This window comes from Flavobacterium sp. LM5 (assembly GCF_002017945.1).
In the GTDB taxonomy this organism is placed as follows: domain Bacteria; phylum Bacteroidota; class Bacteroidia; order Flavobacteriales; family Flavobacteriaceae; genus Flavobacterium; species Flavobacterium succinicans.
Genome location: NZ_MUFX01000001.1, coordinates 1,332,173 through 1,351,066, shown reverse-complemented (window position 1 = coordinate 1,351,066; position 18,894 = coordinate 1,332,173). Strand labels below are relative to the sequence as shown.

Annotated in this window: 12 protein-coding genes, 4 tRNA genes and 3 rRNA genes; 4 read left to right on the top strand and 15 right to left on the bottom strand. The window is 39.0% G+C overall.

All coding sequences use genetic code 11. From position 1 onward, the window contains the following. Window positions 1–162: 162 nt before the first annotated feature. From BXU11_RS05720 to BXU11_RS05690, 7 genes are all read right to left on the bottom strand, one after another. Window positions 163–248, bottom strand: a tRNA-Leu gene (locus BXU11_RS05720). Window positions 249–254: 6 nt separating this feature from the next. Next, window positions 255–327: transfer RNA gene (locus BXU11_RS05715), tRNA-Phe, on the bottom strand. A gap of 57 nt (window positions 328–384) precedes the next feature. Continuing rightward, window positions 385–493: ribosomal RNA gene (gene rrf / locus BXU11_RS05710) — 5S ribosomal RNA — on the bottom strand. A gap of 155 nt (window positions 494–648) precedes the next feature. Next, a 23S ribosomal RNA gene (locus tag BXU11_RS05705) occupies window positions 649–3,527 on the bottom strand. A 190-nt stretch (window positions 3,528–3,717) separates the two neighbouring features. After that, window positions 3,718–3,791: transfer RNA gene (locus BXU11_RS05700), tRNA-Ala, on the bottom strand. Between the two features lie 88 nt (window positions 3,792–3,879). Then, window positions 3,880–3,953 (bottom strand) — tRNA-Ile (locus BXU11_RS05695). Window positions 3,954–4,082: 129 nt separating this feature from the next. Beyond that, a 16S ribosomal RNA gene (locus tag BXU11_RS05690) occupies window positions 4,083–5,596 on the bottom strand. Together the 16S, 23S and 5S rRNA genes with 4 tRNA genes alongside form the textbook arrangement of a ribosomal RNA operon. Window positions 5,597–6,793: 1,197 nt before the next feature. Here BXU11_RS05690 and thrS point away from each other — a divergent pair. From thrS to rplT, 4 genes are all read left to right on the top strand, one after another. Beyond that, window positions 6,794–8,740 carry a threonine--tRNA ligase gene (thrS, locus tag BXU11_RS05685; RefSeq protein WP_078211305.1) on the top strand — a complete coding sequence of 649 codons (1,947 nt, stop codon included), beginning with the start codon at window positions 6,794–6,796 and terminating at the stop codon, window positions 8,738–8,740. Window positions 8,741–8,756: 16 nt separating this feature from the next. Then, window positions 8,757–9,314, top strand: coding sequence for a translation initiation factor IF-3 (infC, locus tag BXU11_RS05680; RefSeq protein ID WP_369803201.1), 558 nt, complete (start codon window positions 8,757–8,759; stop codon window positions 9,312–9,314). Window positions 9,315–9,449: 135 nt separating this feature from the next. Then, the gene (gene rpmI, locus BXU11_RS05675) at window positions 9,450–9,647 is read left to right on the top strand and encodes a 50S ribosomal protein L35 (protein ID WP_024982756.1); all 198 of its coding nucleotides are present in this window, start codon (window positions 9,450–9,452) and stop codon (window positions 9,645–9,647) included. Between the two features lie 146 nt (window positions 9,648–9,793). Further along, the gene (gene rplT, locus BXU11_RS05670) at window positions 9,794–10,138 is read left to right on the top strand and encodes a 50S ribosomal protein L20 (protein WP_024982755.1); all 345 of its coding nucleotides are present in this window, start codon (window positions 9,794–9,796) and stop codon (window positions 10,136–10,138) included. 254 nt (window positions 10,139–10,392) lie between these two features. Here the strand turns inward: rplT and BXU11_RS05665 are convergent, their stop codons facing one another. The 8 genes from BXU11_RS05665 to BXU11_RS05635 form a co-directional block, all read right to left on the bottom strand. After that, window positions 10,393–11,148 (bottom strand): porin, encoded by a 756-nt coding sequence (locus BXU11_RS05665; protein ID WP_078211304.1) that lies wholly within the window; start codon window positions 11,146–11,148, stop codon window positions 10,393–10,395. Then, entirely contained in the window at window positions 11,145–11,603 is a 459-nt protein-coding gene (locus BXU11_RS18415) for a porin (RefSeq protein ID WP_078211303.1), read from the bottom strand. Before BXU11_RS18415 ends, BXU11_RS05665 begins: the two co-directional genes overlap by 4 nt. 264 nt (window positions 11,604–11,867) lie before the next feature. Then, window positions 11,868–13,142, bottom strand: a complete 1,275-nt coding sequence (gene maeA / locus BXU11_RS05655; protein ID WP_255373932.1) for an oxaloacetate-decarboxylating malate dehydrogenase — start codon at window positions 13,140–13,142, stop codon at window positions 11,868–11,870. Continuing rightward, on the bottom strand, window positions 13,058–13,480 hold the full coding sequence (locus BXU11_RS18410) for a hypothetical protein (RefSeq protein ID WP_255373931.1): 423 nt from the start codon (window positions 13,478–13,480) through the stop codon (window positions 13,058–13,060). The genes maeA and BXU11_RS18410 overlap by 85 nt, the downstream gene beginning before the upstream one ends. A gap of 152 nt (window positions 13,481–13,632) precedes the next feature. Continuing rightward, the gene (locus BXU11_RS05650; RefSeq protein WP_078211302.1) at window positions 13,633–14,835 is read right to left on the bottom strand and encodes a porin; all 1,203 of its coding nucleotides are present in this window, start codon (window positions 14,833–14,835) and stop codon (window positions 13,633–13,635) included. Between the two features lie 362 nt (window positions 14,836–15,197). Next, complete coding sequence (locus BXU11_RS05645; protein WP_139363448.1) at window positions 15,198–16,400, bottom strand: porin; 1,203 nt, start codon at window positions 16,398–16,400, stop codon at window positions 15,198–15,200. Window positions 16,401–16,418: 18 nt separating this feature from the next. Then, entirely contained in the window at window positions 16,419–17,759 is a 1,341-nt protein-coding gene (locus tag BXU11_RS05640; protein ID WP_078211300.1) for an anaerobic C4-dicarboxylate transporter family protein, read from the bottom strand. 39 nt (window positions 17,760–17,798) lie between these two features. Next, window positions 17,799–18,866, bottom strand: coding sequence for a type II asparaginase (locus BXU11_RS05635; RefSeq protein WP_024982466.1), 1,068 nt, complete (start codon window positions 18,864–18,866; stop codon window positions 17,799–17,801). Between the last annotated feature and the right edge of the window lie 28 nt (window positions 18,867–18,894).

The window sequence follows — 18,894 nt, the reverse complement described above, 5'->3', positions numbered from 1 at the left end:
ATAGGGTTCCCGCTATCCTCTAAATCTTGCTTGGGCTTTATTCGCCCAAGCAAGGATACCGCTGCTATCGGGGTTAAGGAGCTACAATGGGCCTATTTATAGGCATTGTTACAACCAAAAAACTCCATTAGATATTCTCTAATGGAGTTTTTTTTGTTTTTGTACTCAGAGCGGGACTTGAACCCGCACGAACATTGCTGTTCACTGGATTTTAAGTCCAGCGTGTCTACCAATTTCACCATCCGAGCAACTAGTGGTACCTCCAGGGATCGAACCAGGGACACATGGATTTTCAGTCCATTGCTCTACCATCTGAGCTAAGGTACCCTACTTTTAGGAGTAGTTATAAAAAAACCCTTCACTTTTGATGAAGGGTTTTCTAAAGAAAGGCGGCGACATACTCTCCCACAAATTGCAGTACCATCTGCGCAGGCGGGCTTAACTTCTCTGTTCGGAATGGGAAGAGGTGAGCCCCGCCGCAATAACCACCTTAAGGTCGTTTTGCAATGGGTAACCAGTTTGTACTGATTAACATTACATAATATCTTAACATACTGAGATAAAGAATATAAAAAGTTTCAACTTGCCTTGAGCGAAGTCGAAAGGAGAAAGTTCTCTCCCGAGAGCTTTCGCTCTCGGGAAAAAGGTGTACATAAGCTTACGGGTTATTAGTACTACTCGACTATGACATTACTGCCTTTACATCTATAGCCTATCAACGTGGTCATCTCCCACGACCCTTAAAAGAAATCTCATCTTGTGGTGGGTTTCGCGCTTATATGCTTTCAGCGCTTATCCCTTCCAAACGTAGCTACTCTGCGGTGCCCCTGGCGGGACAACAGATACACTAGAGGTTTGTCCAATTCGGTCCTCTCGTACTAGAATCAGATCCACTCAAATTTCTAACGCCCACAGTAGATAGAGACCGAACTGTCTCACGACGTTCTGAACCCAGCTCGCGTGCCACTTTAATGGGCGAACAGCCCAACCCTTGGGACCTTCTCCAGCCCCAGGATGTGACGAGCCGACATCGAGGTGCCAAACCCCCCCGTCGATATGAGCTCTTGGGGGAGATCAGCCTGTTATCCCCGGCGTACCTTTTATCCTTTGAGCGATGGCCCTTCCATGCGGAACCACCGGATCACTATGCTCTACTTTCGTACCTGATCGACCTGTATGTCTCTCAGTCAAGCTCCCTTATGCCATTGCACTCTTCGCACGGTTACCAAGCGTACTGAGGGAACCTTTAGAAGCCTCCGTTACTCTTTTGGAGGCGACCACCCCAGTCAAACTACCCACCAAGCAATGTCCTCTCTATCGAGAGTTAGGCCTCAGATAAACAAAGGGTTGTATTTCAACAATGACTCCACAACGCCTAGCGACGCCACTTCACAGTCTCCAACCTATCCTACACATCATTTATCCAAGGTCAATACTAAGCTATAGTAAAGGTGCACAGGGTCTTTTCGTCCCACTGCGGGTAAACGGCATCTTCACCGTTACTACAATTTCACCGAGCTCATGGCTGAGACAGTGTCCAGATCGTTACACCATTCGTGCAGGTCGGAACTTACCCGACAAGGAATTTCGCTACCTTAGGACCGTTATAGTTACGGCCGCCGTTTACTGGGGCTTCAATTCAATGCTTCTCCGAAGATAACATCTCCTCTTAACCTTCCAGCACCGGGCAGGTGTCAGGCCCTATACTTCATCTTACGATTTTGCAGAGCCCTGTGTTTTTGATAAACAGTCGCCTGGACCTCTTCACTGCGGCCCCGATTACTCGGGGCGACCCTTCTCCCGAAGTTACGGGTCTATTTTGCCTAATTCCTTAGCCATGAATCTCTCGAGCACCTTAGGATTCTCTCCTCGACTACCTGTGTCGGTTTACGGTACGGGTACTAATTACCTGAAGTTTAGAGGTTTTTCTTGGAAGCCCTTAGGCGCACTATCTCTTTGACCGAAGTCTCCGAGTACTATCGTATTTCCCCAAGCCGCGTGGATTTGCCTGCGCAGCTTATAGGTAGGTACTTCAACGAACTATTCCGTCAGTTCGCGGCGCTTTCATCACTCCGTCACCCCATCACAGTAATCAGTAGTACGGGAATATTAACCCGTTGGCCATCGACTGTCCCTTTCGGGTTCGCCTTAGGTCCCGACTAACCCACAGCTGATTAGCATAGCTGTGGAAACCTTAGTCTTTCGGTGTGCGGGTTTCTCGCCCGCATTATCGTTACTTATGCCTACATTTTCTTTTCTAACCAGTCCAGCATGCCTTACGACACACCTTCAACCCTGTTAGAATGCTCCCCTACCACTTACAATTGCTTGTAAATCCATAGCTTCGGTAATATGTTTATGCCCGATTATTATCCATGCTCGTCCGCTCGACTAGTGAGCTGTTACGCACTCTTTAAATGAATGGCTGCTTCCAAGCCAACATCCTAGCTGTCTGGGCAGACAAACCTCGTTCTTTCAACTTAACATATATTTGGGGACCTTAGCTGATGGTCTGGGTTCTTTCCCTCTCGGACTTGGACCTTAGCACCCAAGCCCTCACTGTTATCAATCATTATATAGCATTCGGAGTTTGTCAGGAATTGGTAGGCGGTGAAGCCCCCGCATCCAATCAGTAGCTCTACCTCTATATAACTAAAATAACGCTGCACCTAAATGCATTTCGGGAGTACGAGCTATTTCCGAGTTTGATTGGCCTTTCACCCCTACCCACAGGTCATCCGAAGACTTTTCAACGTCAACCGGTTCGGACCTCCACACTGTGTTACCAGCGCTTCATCCTGCCCATGGGTAGATCACACGGTTTCGCGTCTAACACTACTGACTAAAGCGCCCTATTCAGACTCGCTTTCGCTACGGATCCGTGGCTTAACCACTTATCCTTGCCAGCAACGTTAACTCGTAGGCTCATTATGCAAAAGGCACGCCGTCACCCCACGAAAGGGCTCCGACCGCTTGTAAGCGTATGGTTTCAGGATCTATTTCACTCCGTTATTCACGGTTCTTTTCACCTTTCCCTCACGGTACTGGTTCACTATCGGTCTCTCAGGAGTATTTAGCCTTAGCGGATGGTCCCGCCAAATTCAGACAGGGTTTCACGTGCCCCGCCCTACTCAGGATACCACTATCCTTTACATTCATTACTTATACAGGGCTATCACCTTCTTTGGCTCTACTTTCCAGTAGATTCTAATTCTTTATGCAAGAAATCTCGTGGTCCTACAACCCCAACATTGCCGTAACAACATTGGTTTGGGCTAATCCGCGTTCGCTCGCCACTACTTACGGAATCACTTTTGTTTTCTTCTCCTCCGCCTACTTAGATGTTTCAGTTCAGCGGGTTTGCCCACCTATCGGTGTACTATGTCTTCAACATAGTGGGTTGCCCCATTCAGGTATCTACGGATCAATTCGTGTGTGCCAATCCCCGTAGCTTTTCGCAGCTTATCACGCCTTTCTTCGCCTCTGAGAGCCTAGGCATCCCCCATACGCCCTTATTTTGCTTATTGTACCAATCATAAAATTAATTATGACCGTTTTTTTTCGCTTCTCTAATAAATCAGAGAAAACTGCTTTCTACTTTTTATTATTTCTTATCTCAATATGTCAATGAACTTTAAATAAGTATTAAGTATTCTGTATTAAGTACTAAGACCTTATTGTCTTAATTCTTGATACTATCATCTTGATACTATCTTGTGGAGAATAACGGAGTCGAACCGTTGACCTCCTGCGTGCAAGGCAGGCGCTCTAGCCAGCTGAGCTAATCCCCCATTTTTTGTAAAATTCCAAATTTTTAAATTCCAAATTCCAAAAAAAAAGGATTTCAACCTCTAGAATTTCCTAATTAAGTGTAAATAGTAGTCCCGGGCAGACTCGAACTGCCGACCCCTACATTATCAGTGTAGTACTCTAACCAGCTGAGCTACGAGACTCTGTTTTTTACTTAATTCTTTATTCAATTTCTTTAAATTAACAGCAAGAGTAATATAATCGGTGTCATAGCACCTTTAAAATCTTCTTCTTTTTCCTTAGCGTGCTTTACGCTAACACTAAGGCTCTAGAAAGGAGGTGTTCCAGCCGCACCTTCCGGTACGGCTACCTTGTTACGACTTAGCCCTAGTTACCAGTTTTACCCTAGGCAGCTCCTTGCGGTCACCGACTTCAGGCACCCCCAGCTTCCATGGCTTGACGGGCGGTGTGTACAAGGCCCGGGAACGTATTCACCGGATCATGGCTGATATCCGATTACTAGCGATTCCAGCTTCACGGAGTCGAGTTGCAGACTCCGATCCGAACTGTGACCGGCTTTGTAGATTCGCTCCTGGTCACCCAGTGGCTGCTCTCTGTACCGGCCATTGTAGCACGTGTGTAGCCCAAGGCGTAAGGGCCGTGATGATTTGACGTCATCCCCACCTTCCTCACAGTTTGCACTGGCAGTCTCGTTAGAGTTCCCGACATGACTCGCTGGCAACTAACAACAGGGGTTGCGCTCGTTATAGGACTTAACCTGACACCTCACGGCACGAGCTGACGACAACCATGCAGCACCTTGTAAATTGTCTTGCGAAAAGTCTGTTTCCAAACCGGTCAATCTACATTTAAGCCTTGGTAAGGTTCCTCGCGTATCATCGAATTAAACCACATGCTCCACCGCTTGTGCGGGCCCCCGTCAATTCCTTTGAGTTTCATTCTTGCGAACGTACTCCCCAGGTGGGATACTTATCACTTTCGCTTAGCCACTGAACTTGCGCCCAACAGCTAGTATCCATCGTTTACGGCGTGGACTACCAGGGTATCTAATCCTGTTCGCTACCCACGCTTTCGTCCATCAGCGTCAATCCATTAGTAGTAACCTGCCTTCGCAATTGGTATTCCATGTAATCTCTAAGCATTTCACCGCTACACTACATATTCTAGTTACTTCCTAATAATTCAAGTCTAGCAGTATCAATGGCCGTTCCACCGTTGAGCGATGGGCTTTCACCACTGACTTACTAAACCGCCTACGGACCCTTTAAACCCAATGATTCCGGATAACGCTTGGATCCTCCGTATTACCGCGGCTGCTGGCACGGAGTTAGCCGATCCTTATTCTTACAGTACCGTCAAGCTCCCTCACGAGGGAGTGTTTCTTCCTGTACAAAAGCAGTTTACAATCCATAGGACCGTCATCCTGCACGCGGCATGGCTGGATCAGGCTTGCGCCCATTGTCCAATATTCCTCACTGCTGCCTCCCGTAGGAGTCTGGTCCGTGTCTCAGTACCAGTGTGGGGGATCTCCCTCTCAGGACCCCTACCCATCGTTGCCTTGGTAAGCCGTTACCTTACCAACTAGCTAATGGGACGCATGCTCATCTTTTGCCGTTGTGACTTTAATGTGAAAATGATGCCATTCTCACATACTATGAGGTATTAATCCAAATTTCTCTGGGCTATCCCTCTGCAAAAGGTAGATTGCATACGCGTTACGCACCCGTGCGCCGGTCTCTAGTTCCGAAGAACTATACCCCTCGACTTGCATGTGTTAAGCCTGCCGCTAGCGTTCATCCTGAGCCAGGATCAAACTCTTCATCGTATATTGTGCGCTTAATAAATTAAGCTATTTTTATGCGAATCCAATTCTATCGGTGTTTATTCTAATCTCTCGATTATCTTACTCTTTTTTTCTTTGTCTTATCTTTCAATAAGACGGCTGTCAATTCAATATGTCTAGGAACGTATTCTTCTTGTTTTCTGCGCTTTTCGTTGTCGCGATTAGCGGGTGCAAAAGTAGAAATTCTTTTTTTAACTGGCAAGAAAAAAATGAAGTTTTTTTTGAGATTTTTATCTCTCTTAAATCACTCTCTCTTATCAATCTCTCAAGGAACTTCCCGTGTTTTGCGGGGTGCAAAGGTAAATAACTCTTTTATTTCTCACAAGCTTTTTTTGATTTTTATTTTTGAAAATCTCTTTTCTTTTGTATCAATCGCTTGCCAGTTTTTAAAAGAACGTTGCCGTTGTTGCGGGTGCAAAAGTAGACCCTTTTTTCGTTTAAACAAGCCCTTTTTGAAACTTTTTTTGATTTATTTTCTATTAACCCAATAAATCACTGATAATCATTAGTTAACACAAACATTAGCGTCCCAAAAAAATGGTTCACTACAGACACTCTACTCTTAAAGCCCCATTTTGCGCATATTATACCCTGTTCTTACTCTGTTTACAGGACGTATTGAAAACATTCAGGAGTTAATTAATCCTTATATATAGTAAAACTAATTACTCCATTATTGTATACATACTATATATAGTGTCTTCATACACTATCCATACATTATATATGTTGCAATAAAGAACAATACATTAAATATAACAAAGAAATACAGAACACCTTTCTACAACAAACACACCAGCTTATCCTGATGGACAGCCTCGAGAGTTACTAGACACCGCAAGATACATTAGGAATAAACAGAAATACAATCTAAAAACCACACTACTTAATTGCACTATGTGATTCCTCCTTTGTCGGAATGACAAAATAGCAACTTAAACTTCATTGTGAAATTTCAGAACAAAGCATAAAGTATAGATTATATGTGAAAACAAAGACAGAAACCTCTTGTGAGTACAAATGCCCTAGCCCGGATGGGAGCGGCATCCTCTTGGGGCGGGGTTCGCCCTAAGAGATATAGCGGACAGCCGGAAATAGCTCCTGAAAAAGAAACAAGTCCTTTATATTGTATGTGTTTTGGTAAACGTTTATATTTGCATTCCTAAAATACAAAGAACAATGATTAATATTACTTTACCCGATGGGTCGATTAGAGCGTTTGCGCCAGGCACTACTCCAATGGAGGTTGCCAAAAACATTAGTGAGGGATTTGCAAGAAATGTCATTTCGGCATCTTTTGAAGGCACCACTATTGAAACGAGCACGCCACTGACCACTGACGGGAGTCTTATTTTATATACTTGGGATGATGCTGAGGGTAAAAAAGCATTTTGGCACTCGACTTCGCACGTAATGGCGCAAGTACTAGAAGAAATGTTTCCTGGCATTCAACTGACTCTTGGACCTGCAATTGCTAATGGTTTTTACTATGATGTGGATTTTGGCGACAGCAAAATTACTGAAGCCGACTTCAAAGCTATCGAAAGCCGCATGTTAGCAATTTCGAAAGAAAAACATGAATTTAAAATGCGCGCCGTGACCAAAGCGGAAGCATTGGAAGTATACAAAAACAATGTATACAAGACAGAATTGATTAGCAACCTAGAAGACGGCACCATTACTTTTTGTGATCATGCCACTTTTACAGATTTATGTAGAGGAGGTCACATTCCAAATACCGGCATTATTAAAGCGGTAAAAATCATGAGTGTCGCCGGTGCTTACTGGAGAGGTGATGAAAAAAACAAGCAATTGACACGTGTTTACGGTACTTCATTCCCAAAACAAAAAGAGTTAACTGAATACCTAGAACTTCTTGAAGAAGCAAAACGTCGTGACCACAGAAAACTAGGCAAAGAACTAGAGTTGTTCGCTTTTTCACAGAAAGTAGGACAAGGTTTACCGTTGTGGCTACCAAAAGGAGCTGCACTAAGAGATCGTTTGGAACAATTTTTGAAAAAAGCACAGAAAAAAGCAGGTTACGAGCAAGTAGTAACTCCACATATTGGACAAAAAGAATTGTATGTGACTTCTGGACACTATGCTAAATATGGTGCCGATAGTTTTCAACCTATCAACACCCCAGCAGAAGGAGAAGAGTTCTTACTAAAACCAATGAACTGCCCTCATCACTGTGAGATTTACAATGTACGCCCGTGGTCTTACAAAGATTTACCAAAACGCTATGCAGAATTTGGAACAGTTTACCGTTACGAGCAAAGTGGAGAATTGCATGGATTGACTCGTGTTCGAGGGTTTACTCAGGACGATGCTCATATCTTTTGTACTCCAGAACAACTGGACGAAGAGTTCAAGAAAGTAATTGACTTAGTTCTCTACGTTTTTGGCTCATTAGGATTCGAAAACTTTACTGCTCAAGTGTCTTTGCGCGATAAAGAAAATAGAGAAAAATACATTGGTAGTGACGAAAACTGGGAAAAAGCAGAAAATGCCATTATCAATGCCGCCAAAGACAAAGGACTAAATACTGTTGTTGAATATGGTGAAGCTGCTTTTTATGGTCCAAAATTGGATTTCATGGTCAAAGATGCTTTGGGTAGACAATGGCAATTAGGAACAATTCAAGTTGATTATAACTTACCAGAGCGTTTCGAATTGACTTACAAAGGTTCTGATAACGAATTACATAGACCTGTAATGATTCACAGAGCCCCCTTTGGTTCTATGGAGAGATTCATTGCTATTCTACTAGAACACACAGCAGGAAATTTCCCTCTTTGGTTAATGCCGGAACAGGCTATAATCTTGTGTTTGAGTGAGAAATATGAAAATTATGCAAAAAAAGTTTTAAATCTGCTAGAAAATCACGAAATTCGCGCCCTGCTAGACAATAGAAACGAGACTATTGGAAAGAAAATCAGAGATGCCGAAATGCAGAAAACCCCATTTATGTTAATTGTAGGTGAGGAAGAAGAGAAAAACGGCACCATTTCGATCCGCCGTCACGGTCAAGAAGGCAAAGGAAATATAAGCGTAACAATAGAGGAATTTGCAGCTATTGTTGAAGAAGAAATCAGCAAAACATTAAAAGTATTTACAGTTTAACTTAAATTATAAAGTCATAGCAATAAGAAGCAACAGAGGTTACCAACCTCGAGTAGAGAAAAAGGATGCTCACAGAATAAACAACAATATTCGTGGGTTACAAGAAGTAAGACTAGTAGGAGAAAATATAGAACCTGGTGTTTTTAAATTATCCGAAGCATTACGTCTTGCAGATGAGTTTGAATTGGATTTAGTTGAAATTTCTCCAAATGCTGAACCACCAGTTTGCAAGATCATGGATTATAAGAAGTTTATCTACGAGCAAAAGAAGCGAGATAAAGTTTTAAAAGCCAAGTCTTCTCAAGTTGTGGTTAAAGAAATCCGTTTTGGTCCTCAAACTGATGAGCATGATTACGAATTTAAAAGAAAAAATGCTGAGAAATTCTTAAAAGAAGGAGCTAAATTAAAAGCATTTGTATTCTTTAAAGGACGTTCTATCATTTACAAAGATCAAGGGCAAATTTTACTTTTGAGATTGGCTACTGATTTAGAAGAATTTGGAAAAGTAGAGGCTATGCCTGTATTGGAAGGAAAGCGAATGATCATGTTCATTGCGCCGAAGAAGAAAAAGTAAAGCCTCCCCTAGCCCCTCCAAAGGAGGGGAACAAAAAAAGGATAGACCATATAAGCTTCCTAGCACTCTACCCTTCGGGGAGGACTTGGAAGAGAAAAATAAGTAAGTAAGAATAAATTAAAAATCTAGGAAAAAATGCCTAAAATGAAAACCAAATCTAGCGCCAAAAAACGTTTCAAAGTTACTGGTTCTGGAAAGATTAAAAGAAAGCATGCTTTTAAAAGTCACATCTTGACTAAAAAATCTAAAAAACGTAAATTAGCTTTGACTCACTCAGCGCTAGTTCACACTACAGATATGAAAAGCATCAAACAACAATTAAGAATTATCTAATAAAAGTATCAAGTCTTGAGAATTAAATATTAAGACTATTGCTTTACAGAATTCTTTAGGTTAAAACAAATTTAATAACCTTGGAGTATGGCCTTAAGTTCCTTTGATTCAATTCAGGACGCCTGCTACAAAAAAACAGTAAAATTATGCCAAGATCGGTAAATTCAGTTGCTAAAAGAGCAAGAAGAAAAAAAATAATGAAGCAAGCCAAAGGTTTCTTTGGTAGACGTAAAAACGTTTGGACAGTTGCTAAGAATGCGGTTGAGAAAGCAATGTGCTACGCTTACCGCGATAGAAAAGTGAACAAAAGAAATTTCCGCGCTTTGTGGATTCAACGTATCAACGCTGGAGCTAGATTAGAAGGAATGTCTTATTCACAATTCATGGGTAAAGTAAAAGCTAACAATATCGAATTGAACCGTAAAGTTCTTGCAGATTTAGCGATGAACCACCCAGAAGCTTTCAAAGCAATACTTAATAAAGTAAAATAAACGTTTTATCAACTCAATTTAGATTACTTACTTATATAGAAAAACCCGAACATTTGTTCGGGTTTTTTTTATGACTTTTTGGAATTGACTTCCCTTTGTTGGCTTACTATCGTTTTAAATTAAAGTGGAAGATTTTGGCTAAAGCCCCGAATACGAAACTTATTTTAGTGAATGGGCTAAAGCCCATTCCTATTCAAATTGTGCAAACAATAGAATCAAATGATTCGATTTTATTACGAGGCTAGCCATACCAATCACAATACTAATAATGGCGCAATAATCCCAAAACTCAGCATACCACTTGTATAATCCTTTGCGCCAAAAGCCGTTTTAGCATAGCTGGTGTACTCGAATTTTCTAGCGACATAACCTACATAAAATTTCATGTTAAGATTCTTAAAAGGCAAATATTCAACTGTTGGCGTTACACCATAACTGGAAGCTAGTCTAGATTCTCCAATAGGGTCAGGATTGCCTTCCCAATAAAAATTGGTATTCATCAGCGTTAAAAGTAAATTAATTTTTGGTTTAATCAAGTAACAAGCCCTCATCCAATGTCCGATGTAAAGCGCCTTTTCAGCAGCATATGGATATTGGCTATTGATAATGTTAGACACAATTTTTCTACGATCCAACCCTTCATGAGAGTATTGAAAATCATAATACAAAATAAAATTCTTTGATTTAAATTTATTTCCTAGAGCAATATAATTCATGCTAACCCCATCTGCTTCGTAAAAAAAAGAATAACTATAGGTAGTTTCAATTTTTTTATTAAAGAAACTGCCCCTCCAATTCGACACAAATGCCAAGGGATAGTCTAAAGCAGCAATATTAGGTGGAGCCGTTTCACCATATTGTTCTTCGAAAGTTTTTGTTCTAGTATTTAAAATTTGAAAAGAAAGAGCATTACTTTTATCCTTGAAAGAATGTGAAATTTCGACTCCAACTAAAAAATTATCCGAATTCCCCACAATATCGTTGTATGCCAATATGTTAATTGGATTCATATCAAACTCCCATCCCCGAAATCGGCCACTAACTTTCCGATAGAAATACTGGTTCTTGGAGTTAAATCAGCAGTTACAAAAGCCAAATCTATAGATCTTTTGACATTATCAAGATTACCAATTTCGGATTCTCGAGTAAATCTATCCCGAAATCTAAACCGGATTTTATCATGAATCCTTCCTTTAATTTCAAATCTAAATTGATCCACATTAAATTTTGATACGTTATGATTTCCATCTAAAAAGTTACTGCCAAAAGCGAAACGAGAATTAAATATAAAATCAACATTCCGTAGCAAAGTCAGTTTTGAAACAGCAAACAAAGATTGAACAGAATCAACAACAAACTGTTCCCCTTCATTTGATTGTTTTTCCATTTGTCCCATTTGTTCAACTTGTCCAATTGCTAAAATTGGACAAAAAAACAATACGATATAAATAAAGTATTTCTTCATTACTTATAATTTTTTTAGAAGCAATTAGTTCCTTAGAATGAAAACATAGAATTATTCCCAAAAAAAATATACTAGTTCCAATTGTAAAAGAATATGCGATTCACTAACTTTTTGATTTATATAAAACGAAAAGAGAGATGAAAAGAAAAAAAACATTTACCTCGGCAAATGTTTTTTTGTCAAAACCATTACAAAATCAATGATTTCATAACAGACTCAAGACCCTGAAGTCCTATTGTTTCCGTATTTGCGTCATAACTTGCTTTAATATTGAGGGACATACATCTTAGTCTTAATGAATTCTCTAATATTTTCTGGACGCTCTACAGTAGCTAAACCAGCATTGAAAATTTCTTCTGTAATCTTAACCGCAACATTCAAAGAGACTTCTAAAATATCTGAAATATTAGGATAAATTAAGCCTTTTTCAAAATCTTCGATAGCAACTTGTTCTGCAACCGCCTCTGCGGCAACCAATAACAAATCATCAGTAACTCTTTTGGCTTCGGTCGCAAAAACGGCTAAGCCAAGTGCTGGAAAGATGTAAATATTATTACCTTGTCCAGGATAGAAAACCTTTCCTTCATATTCTACTGGCTCAAAAGGGCTACCACTCGCAAAAATAGCCTTGCCCTTACTCCATTTGTAAGCTTGTTCTGCCGTACATTCAGAATGTGAGGTTGGATTGGAATAAGGAAAAATGATCGGTCTTTCATTCACCAAAGACATATTTTCAATTACTTCTTGATTAAAAGCTCCTCCCACAGTACTCACCCCAATAATGGCGGTTGGCTTTACAGAAAGAACTGCTTCTGCAAAACTGGTACATAGTTTACCTTTATGAGCAAATTGTAATTGGTGTTCTAACAAATCTGTTCTTTCTTCTACAATAAGACCATTGATGTCAAACATCCAGATTCGATTTAAAGCTTCTTCTTTAGATAAGCCGTCTTTTATGAATTTATTTGTCAACATATCAGCAATTCCAAAAGCAGCGGCTCCAGCTCCTAAGAACAAGAAACGTTGCTCTTTGAACGTTTTGCTAGTTAATCGACTGATAGCAATAAAACCTGCCGTTGCTACAGCTGCCGTTCCTTGAATATCATCATTAAAAGTACACACTTTATTTTTGAACGTATTCAAAATACGAATGGCATCTACCCCGGGAAAATCTTCCCACTGAATGCATATTTTAGGAAAAACTTCATTGACTGCTGCCACAAATGCTGCCACAAAATCATCAAACTCTTTTCCTCTAACTCTTTTTCTTTTTAATCCAGGATATAAAGGATCATTTAAGAACTCCTCATTATTTGTTCCTACATCAAGTACTATAGGCAAAGTATATTCTGGAGGAACTCCTCCACAACTGGTATACAAAATCAACTTACCTATTGAAATACCAATTCCATAAATACCTAAATCTCCTAAACCTAAAATACGCCCTCCATCTGTTACAACAGTGAAACGCACATCCTCTTCAGGCCAATTTTTAATAATTTCTTTGATATTATTTTTTTGCTCAATTGAAATATACATTCCTCGGGTCGTCTAGAAACTTGTCCAAAATGTTGACAAGCTTCACCAACAGTGGGTGTATAAACAATAGGTAAGAATTTCTTCGGGGCAGTTGAAACCGTTTTAAAAAACAATCGTTCGTTATTTTCGAGCAATTGCATCAAAAAAATGTATTTATTAATCGGTTTGTTTAACCTACTTATCTGATTAAGCACTCTTTCAACTTGATTATCAATAGTTTCTATCGCTTCAGGAAGTAAGCCAATTAAATTATATTTTTCCCTTTCTTCCATTGAAAAGGCTGTCCCCTTGTTTAACTTAGGATTCCGTAAAATGTCATAACCCGATACTCTTTCCATACTTTCATGATTAATTCGTTACTAATTTAAACTCTAGAATAACAAAAGGCATTCCTGAAATAGAACTTTATTTCATTTCTAAAAACAAAAAGAACTTCTTATGAACTTAAGTTACCCCCCATAGCTCTATTTTTCTCCTTCCAAATTGAAAGTTACAACACATTTATAGGAGCTACAACTCCGATGCTGAATTGTCCGGTGGAATAATCTTTGACTCCAAAAGTAGTTTCAGCATAGGAAGTATAGTTAAATGTTCGACCAACAAAACAAGCAAAGAATCTCAAATTCAAATTTTTGAAAGGCAAATATTCAACCGTTGGAATGTATCCAAAACTTCTCGACAACAATTGGTTACCTTCGGGATCTGGATTATCATTCCATCGATGATTACTGTTCATCAGAGTGAGTATAAAACTTAGTTTTGGAGTAACTAAGTATTCACCTCTGATCCAATTTTCGATATATCGAACATCTGTTGCAGCATAATTGTACTTTGGTATTATTATTCTAGAAATGATTCCTTTTCGATCTAATCCTTCACGGGAATAATGAAAATCATAATACAATAAGAACTTATCCCATTGCAACTTATTCCCTAGCACAAAATAATGCATTTTGGCAGCAGCTGATGCTTCATTAAAAAAACTATAACTATAAGTAGTTTGCCATTTTCCCTTAAACATGCTCCCGCGCCAATTACCAACAAAAGCCAAAGGATTTGCTACAGGCTGAATACCCGGTGGAATGTATTGTCCGTAAATTTCTTCAAAAGTTCTTGTTCTAGAATTGAGTACTTGAAAGGAAAAATAATGCTGTTTATTGGCATTCGTATGCCCAATCCCCGCTCCAACTAAAAATGCATCTGAGTTTTGTAGAATATCGTTGTACTGCATAATATCCAAGGGATTAAAATCAAATTCATATCCGCCCCAATCTGCAAATAATTTTCCCACTGTTAGATGTGTTCTAGGTGTCACGTCGATTTTGAGAAAAGCGATATCTACTGCTGTGCTAATATTATCTAAATTGCCAGGAATCGGTTCTTGCGTGAATCGTTCTCTAAAGCGAAAATGGATCTTTTCGTGAATTTTCCCCTTAAATTCTATCCGCAATTGACTGCCTTTGAAGTTGGTTAGCGTATGCTCTGCATTATTACTATAGGAATCTAACCCAAAGCGAGTATGAAAAATTATATCTGTATCCTTCAATAAACCTTGCTTCTTAATAGGAATAATGGAACGTAAAGAGTCAGGTACTAACAAAACACCTTCTGTAGTTTGTTTTTGAATTTGTTGACCATAGCCAGAATTGCACCACCAAAAAAACAAGAGCACTATGAAGTATTGAATTTTCATAATCTAATATTAAGAAAAACCGTTGGGTGAAATTAGTTTTTTGAAGCTTTTTTTAATTAGTTCGAGTGTTTTTTAATAAAAATATATCTAGAACAAGATAAACTTTCATTAAAAAACACTCGAACTGACGTTTTTGTTTAAGAAAGGTTTCGACTGCGCTCAACCTGACAAACCAAATGTCATTTATATTGCTCTTTTCCGCATAAAAAATAGTCCTCAAACTCACGCTTATTTGGTAATTTCACCCAACGGGTTAAAAAAGAACCATTTTATGGCACCACAACAGTACCGGAAAAAAAACGATTACTTCCTCCAAAAAAACACAAACCTATTCTAGTTTTACACCGTTACAGCAGTAAATACTACAACACCAACAACGGTGCTACTAACCCAATTCCTAACAGTCCCGTAGAGTAATCTTTTACCCCAAAGGTAGTTTCGGCATATTTCGTGTAATTAAATTTTCTAGCGGTATAGGCTAGGTAAAATCGAATATTATGATCTTTGAAGGGCATAAACTGAACGGTTGGAATAATCCCATAACTAGTTGAAAGTTTCGAACATCCGTTAGCATCGGGATTCCCTTCCCAAGAATGATTACTATTCATCACTGTCAAAAGCAAATTCACTTTTGGAGCCACTAGATATTCTGCACGCAGCCAGTTTTCAAGATATGTCGCGTCTTGCGCAGCATATTGGTATTGACTACTAATGATATTTGACACAATGCCCTTACGATCAATATTTTCTTTGCTGTATTGGAAATCATAATAAAGTACCAATTTATTTGCAGTAAACTTGTTTCCAAGAGCAAAATAATTCATATGAGAATTTTTGGCTTCATTAAAGAAACTATAACTATAGGTAGTTTCTAATTTACCATCAAAAAAGCTACTTCTCCAATTGGCCACGAAAGCTAAAGGCGCTTTAGAAGGCGTTATATCTGGAGGTGCTGTTGCCCCGTATTGTTCTTGAAAAGTTTTCGTTCTTGAGTTTAAGATTTGAAACGATAATGAATTTTTCTTATCAGCAAAAGTATGAGCCACTCCAACCCCTACTAAAAAGTTGTCGGCATTTTCGATAATATCATTATAGGTAAGAATATCAATTGGGTTAAAATCAAATTCGTATCCTCCCCAATCGGCACACATTTTACCGATAGTAAAATTGGTTCTTGGAGAAAGATCAACCTTTACAAAAGCCATATCTACAGATCTACTCATATTATCAAGATTTCCTGGTATAGGTTCTCTAGTGTATCTATCACGGAATCTAAAAGAGACTTTTTCATGAATTTTTCCTTTAATTTCAAGACGTAATTGATCGTAATTGAATTTTGACCCTGCATGGCTTCCATCTAAAAAACCACTATTGAAAGCCACTCTAGTGTTAAAAATCACATCGACATCCCTTAACAACGATTGTTTTTTTATTGGAATTATTGATCGTATGGTGTCTCGATTTGAAAGAACACCTTCGTTTGTTTGCTTGCCTATTTGATCTGTTTGGCCTAATGCAATAAATGGCATACAAACCAAGATGAAATAAATAAAAGATTTTTTCAAAATTTTAAAATTTAAATTTTACAATATAAAATAGCCAAGTATGAACCCGACAATTATCGATACCACGGTTACTACTATTCCTGGAACAATAAAACTATGATTAATTACGTATTTTCCAATCTTTGTAGTTCCGGTTCGATCAAAGTCAATCGCGGCTAACAAAGTTGGATATCCAGGTAACACAAAACAACTATTTACCGCTGGGAAAATGGCAATTAAAATAGGATTCGACATTCCCAATGCCAAACCGAGAGGCATCATCGATTTTGTTGCTGCGGCCTGGCTGAACATGAGGGCTCCCATAATAAAGACAGCAATGGCGAATGTCCATGGATGGTCGGTTACAATTTGACCTAATGTTGATTGAATCATTTCGCTATTATACTTCATAAAGGTTGAACTCATCCAAACCACTCCAAAAACCGAAATAGTCGCGGTGGCCATTGAAGTAAAGAGGCTTGATTTAGCAACCTCCGAAGAACTAGTTTTCGTAGCGAGCATCATCAGGGCACTAGCTGTAAGTGTTATTATACAGATGACCGTTACCATACTCAAATTACCATTGGCATTTATAACAATAGAAGCTATATCTCCTCCAAAATTCGGAATCAAGCTAGGTACTGAACCCGACACTACAATAAAAATTATTGCTAAAGAGAATAGTAGTACAGAAGTTTTAGAACCCGGTTTCAACACCCTGTGATGTGTTTCTGAGTCGACTTCCAAACTTTTGGCAAAAATCGGATCTTTCATCTTTTCAATAAAAATAGGATCTTCTTCGAGCTCTTTTCCTTTTCTTAAAACGAAAAAACAGCCTGCTAAAACTCCAATTATACAGGCTGGAATACAAATTGCCATAATATCGAGTAATACTCCCTCGTAGCCAAGAATTACAACTAATGCAGCTGTTGCCGCACTCATCGGACTTCCGGTAAGCGCCATGTGAGAAGCAATTACAGAGATACTTAAAGCACGTTCTGGACGTATTCTTTTTTTAGCTGATACTTCTGAAATAATTGGTAACAAGGAATACAAAATGTGTGAGGTACCCGCAAAAAGACATAGAATAAAAACACTGAGTGGACCAATAAAAATAATCTTGGAAGGATTGCTTCGAATAATTTTTTCTGCAATTCCTACCAAATAGTCCAATCCGCCGCAGGCTTGCAAGGTTGCAGCCGTGGTTACTATTGCCATTATGATGAGCATAACATCTATGGGAGGACTGGTGGGAGTCATTTTAAAAAAGGTAATAAAGATAAAAAGACCTACCATTCCCATCACTCCAAGACCAATTCCTTTCATTTGTGATCCGATAAGGATCATTGCTATAAGAATGCTAAACTCTATCCAAAACATACACGGTGTTTTTTAATTTGATTCTTAAAAATTTGGATTCTAGTATTCAAAAAAATTATCTTGAATTTTAGCTCGATCTGAAGTCTCAGTCAAAGAAAGCATCAATAAAACTCTTGCTTTTTGTGGGTTTAAATCATCGGCTACTACAAAGCCTAATTCAGCATCATTTACTTCATTTTCTAAAGTGATTCTTCCTGAATTTGCTCTAGCAGAACGACATACCACTACTCCTTTTTTAGAAATATCCGCTAGGGCTTTTCCAACAGGTTCCCCAAAATTACCATTTCCCATACCTGCATACACTAATCCTTTTAAAGCGGGAATAGTAGACAAATTAGAAACTGTTTCAGGACTAGCATCAGCATAACCGTATACTATTTCTACTTTTGGAAGTTCATTCAATTTACTGACATCAAATTTTTTGGAGGGATTACGTAATGACTGGTAGTAGTAGCTAACTTTACCATCGTATATCAAACCAATTGGACCAAAATTGGTAGATCTAAACGTTTCTAAATTGGTGGTACTTGTTTTAGTAACATCTCTAGCATCGAAGACTTTTTCGTCCATAGCTACAATTACTCCTTTGCCTTGACTTTTTGGGTTGGCTGCTACCATTACAGCATCCAATAAATTACGATTTCCATCTTGACTCATAGCAGTAGAAGGACGCATTGCTCCAACAAGAACAACAGGTTTGTCAGACGTAACAGTTAAATCTAAAAAGTAAGCCGTTTCACCTTGTGTATCCGTTCCATGAGTTACCACTACTGCATCGGCTAGATTATCTTTAAAAATTTGATTGATTCTTTTCGCTAATTTCAACCAAGTCACCACGTTCATGTCTTGGCTTCCAATTTGTGCAATTTGCTCTCCTGAAATTTTTCCGTATTTGTGAATGTCTGGAACAGCATTTAACAAATCATCAATTGGCACCTTTCCTGCAGTGTAGGCTGCTTTAGTAGCTGATTCACCTGATCCTGCAATGGTTCCTCCCGTTGCTAAAATGATAATTCTTGGTGCATTTTTATCTGTATTTTTTTGAGCATTCGTTGCAATAGAGAAAGTCAAAATTGCAACATATACAATTGAAATAATTTTTTTCATCATAATAAATTTATATTTGTAAAATAAG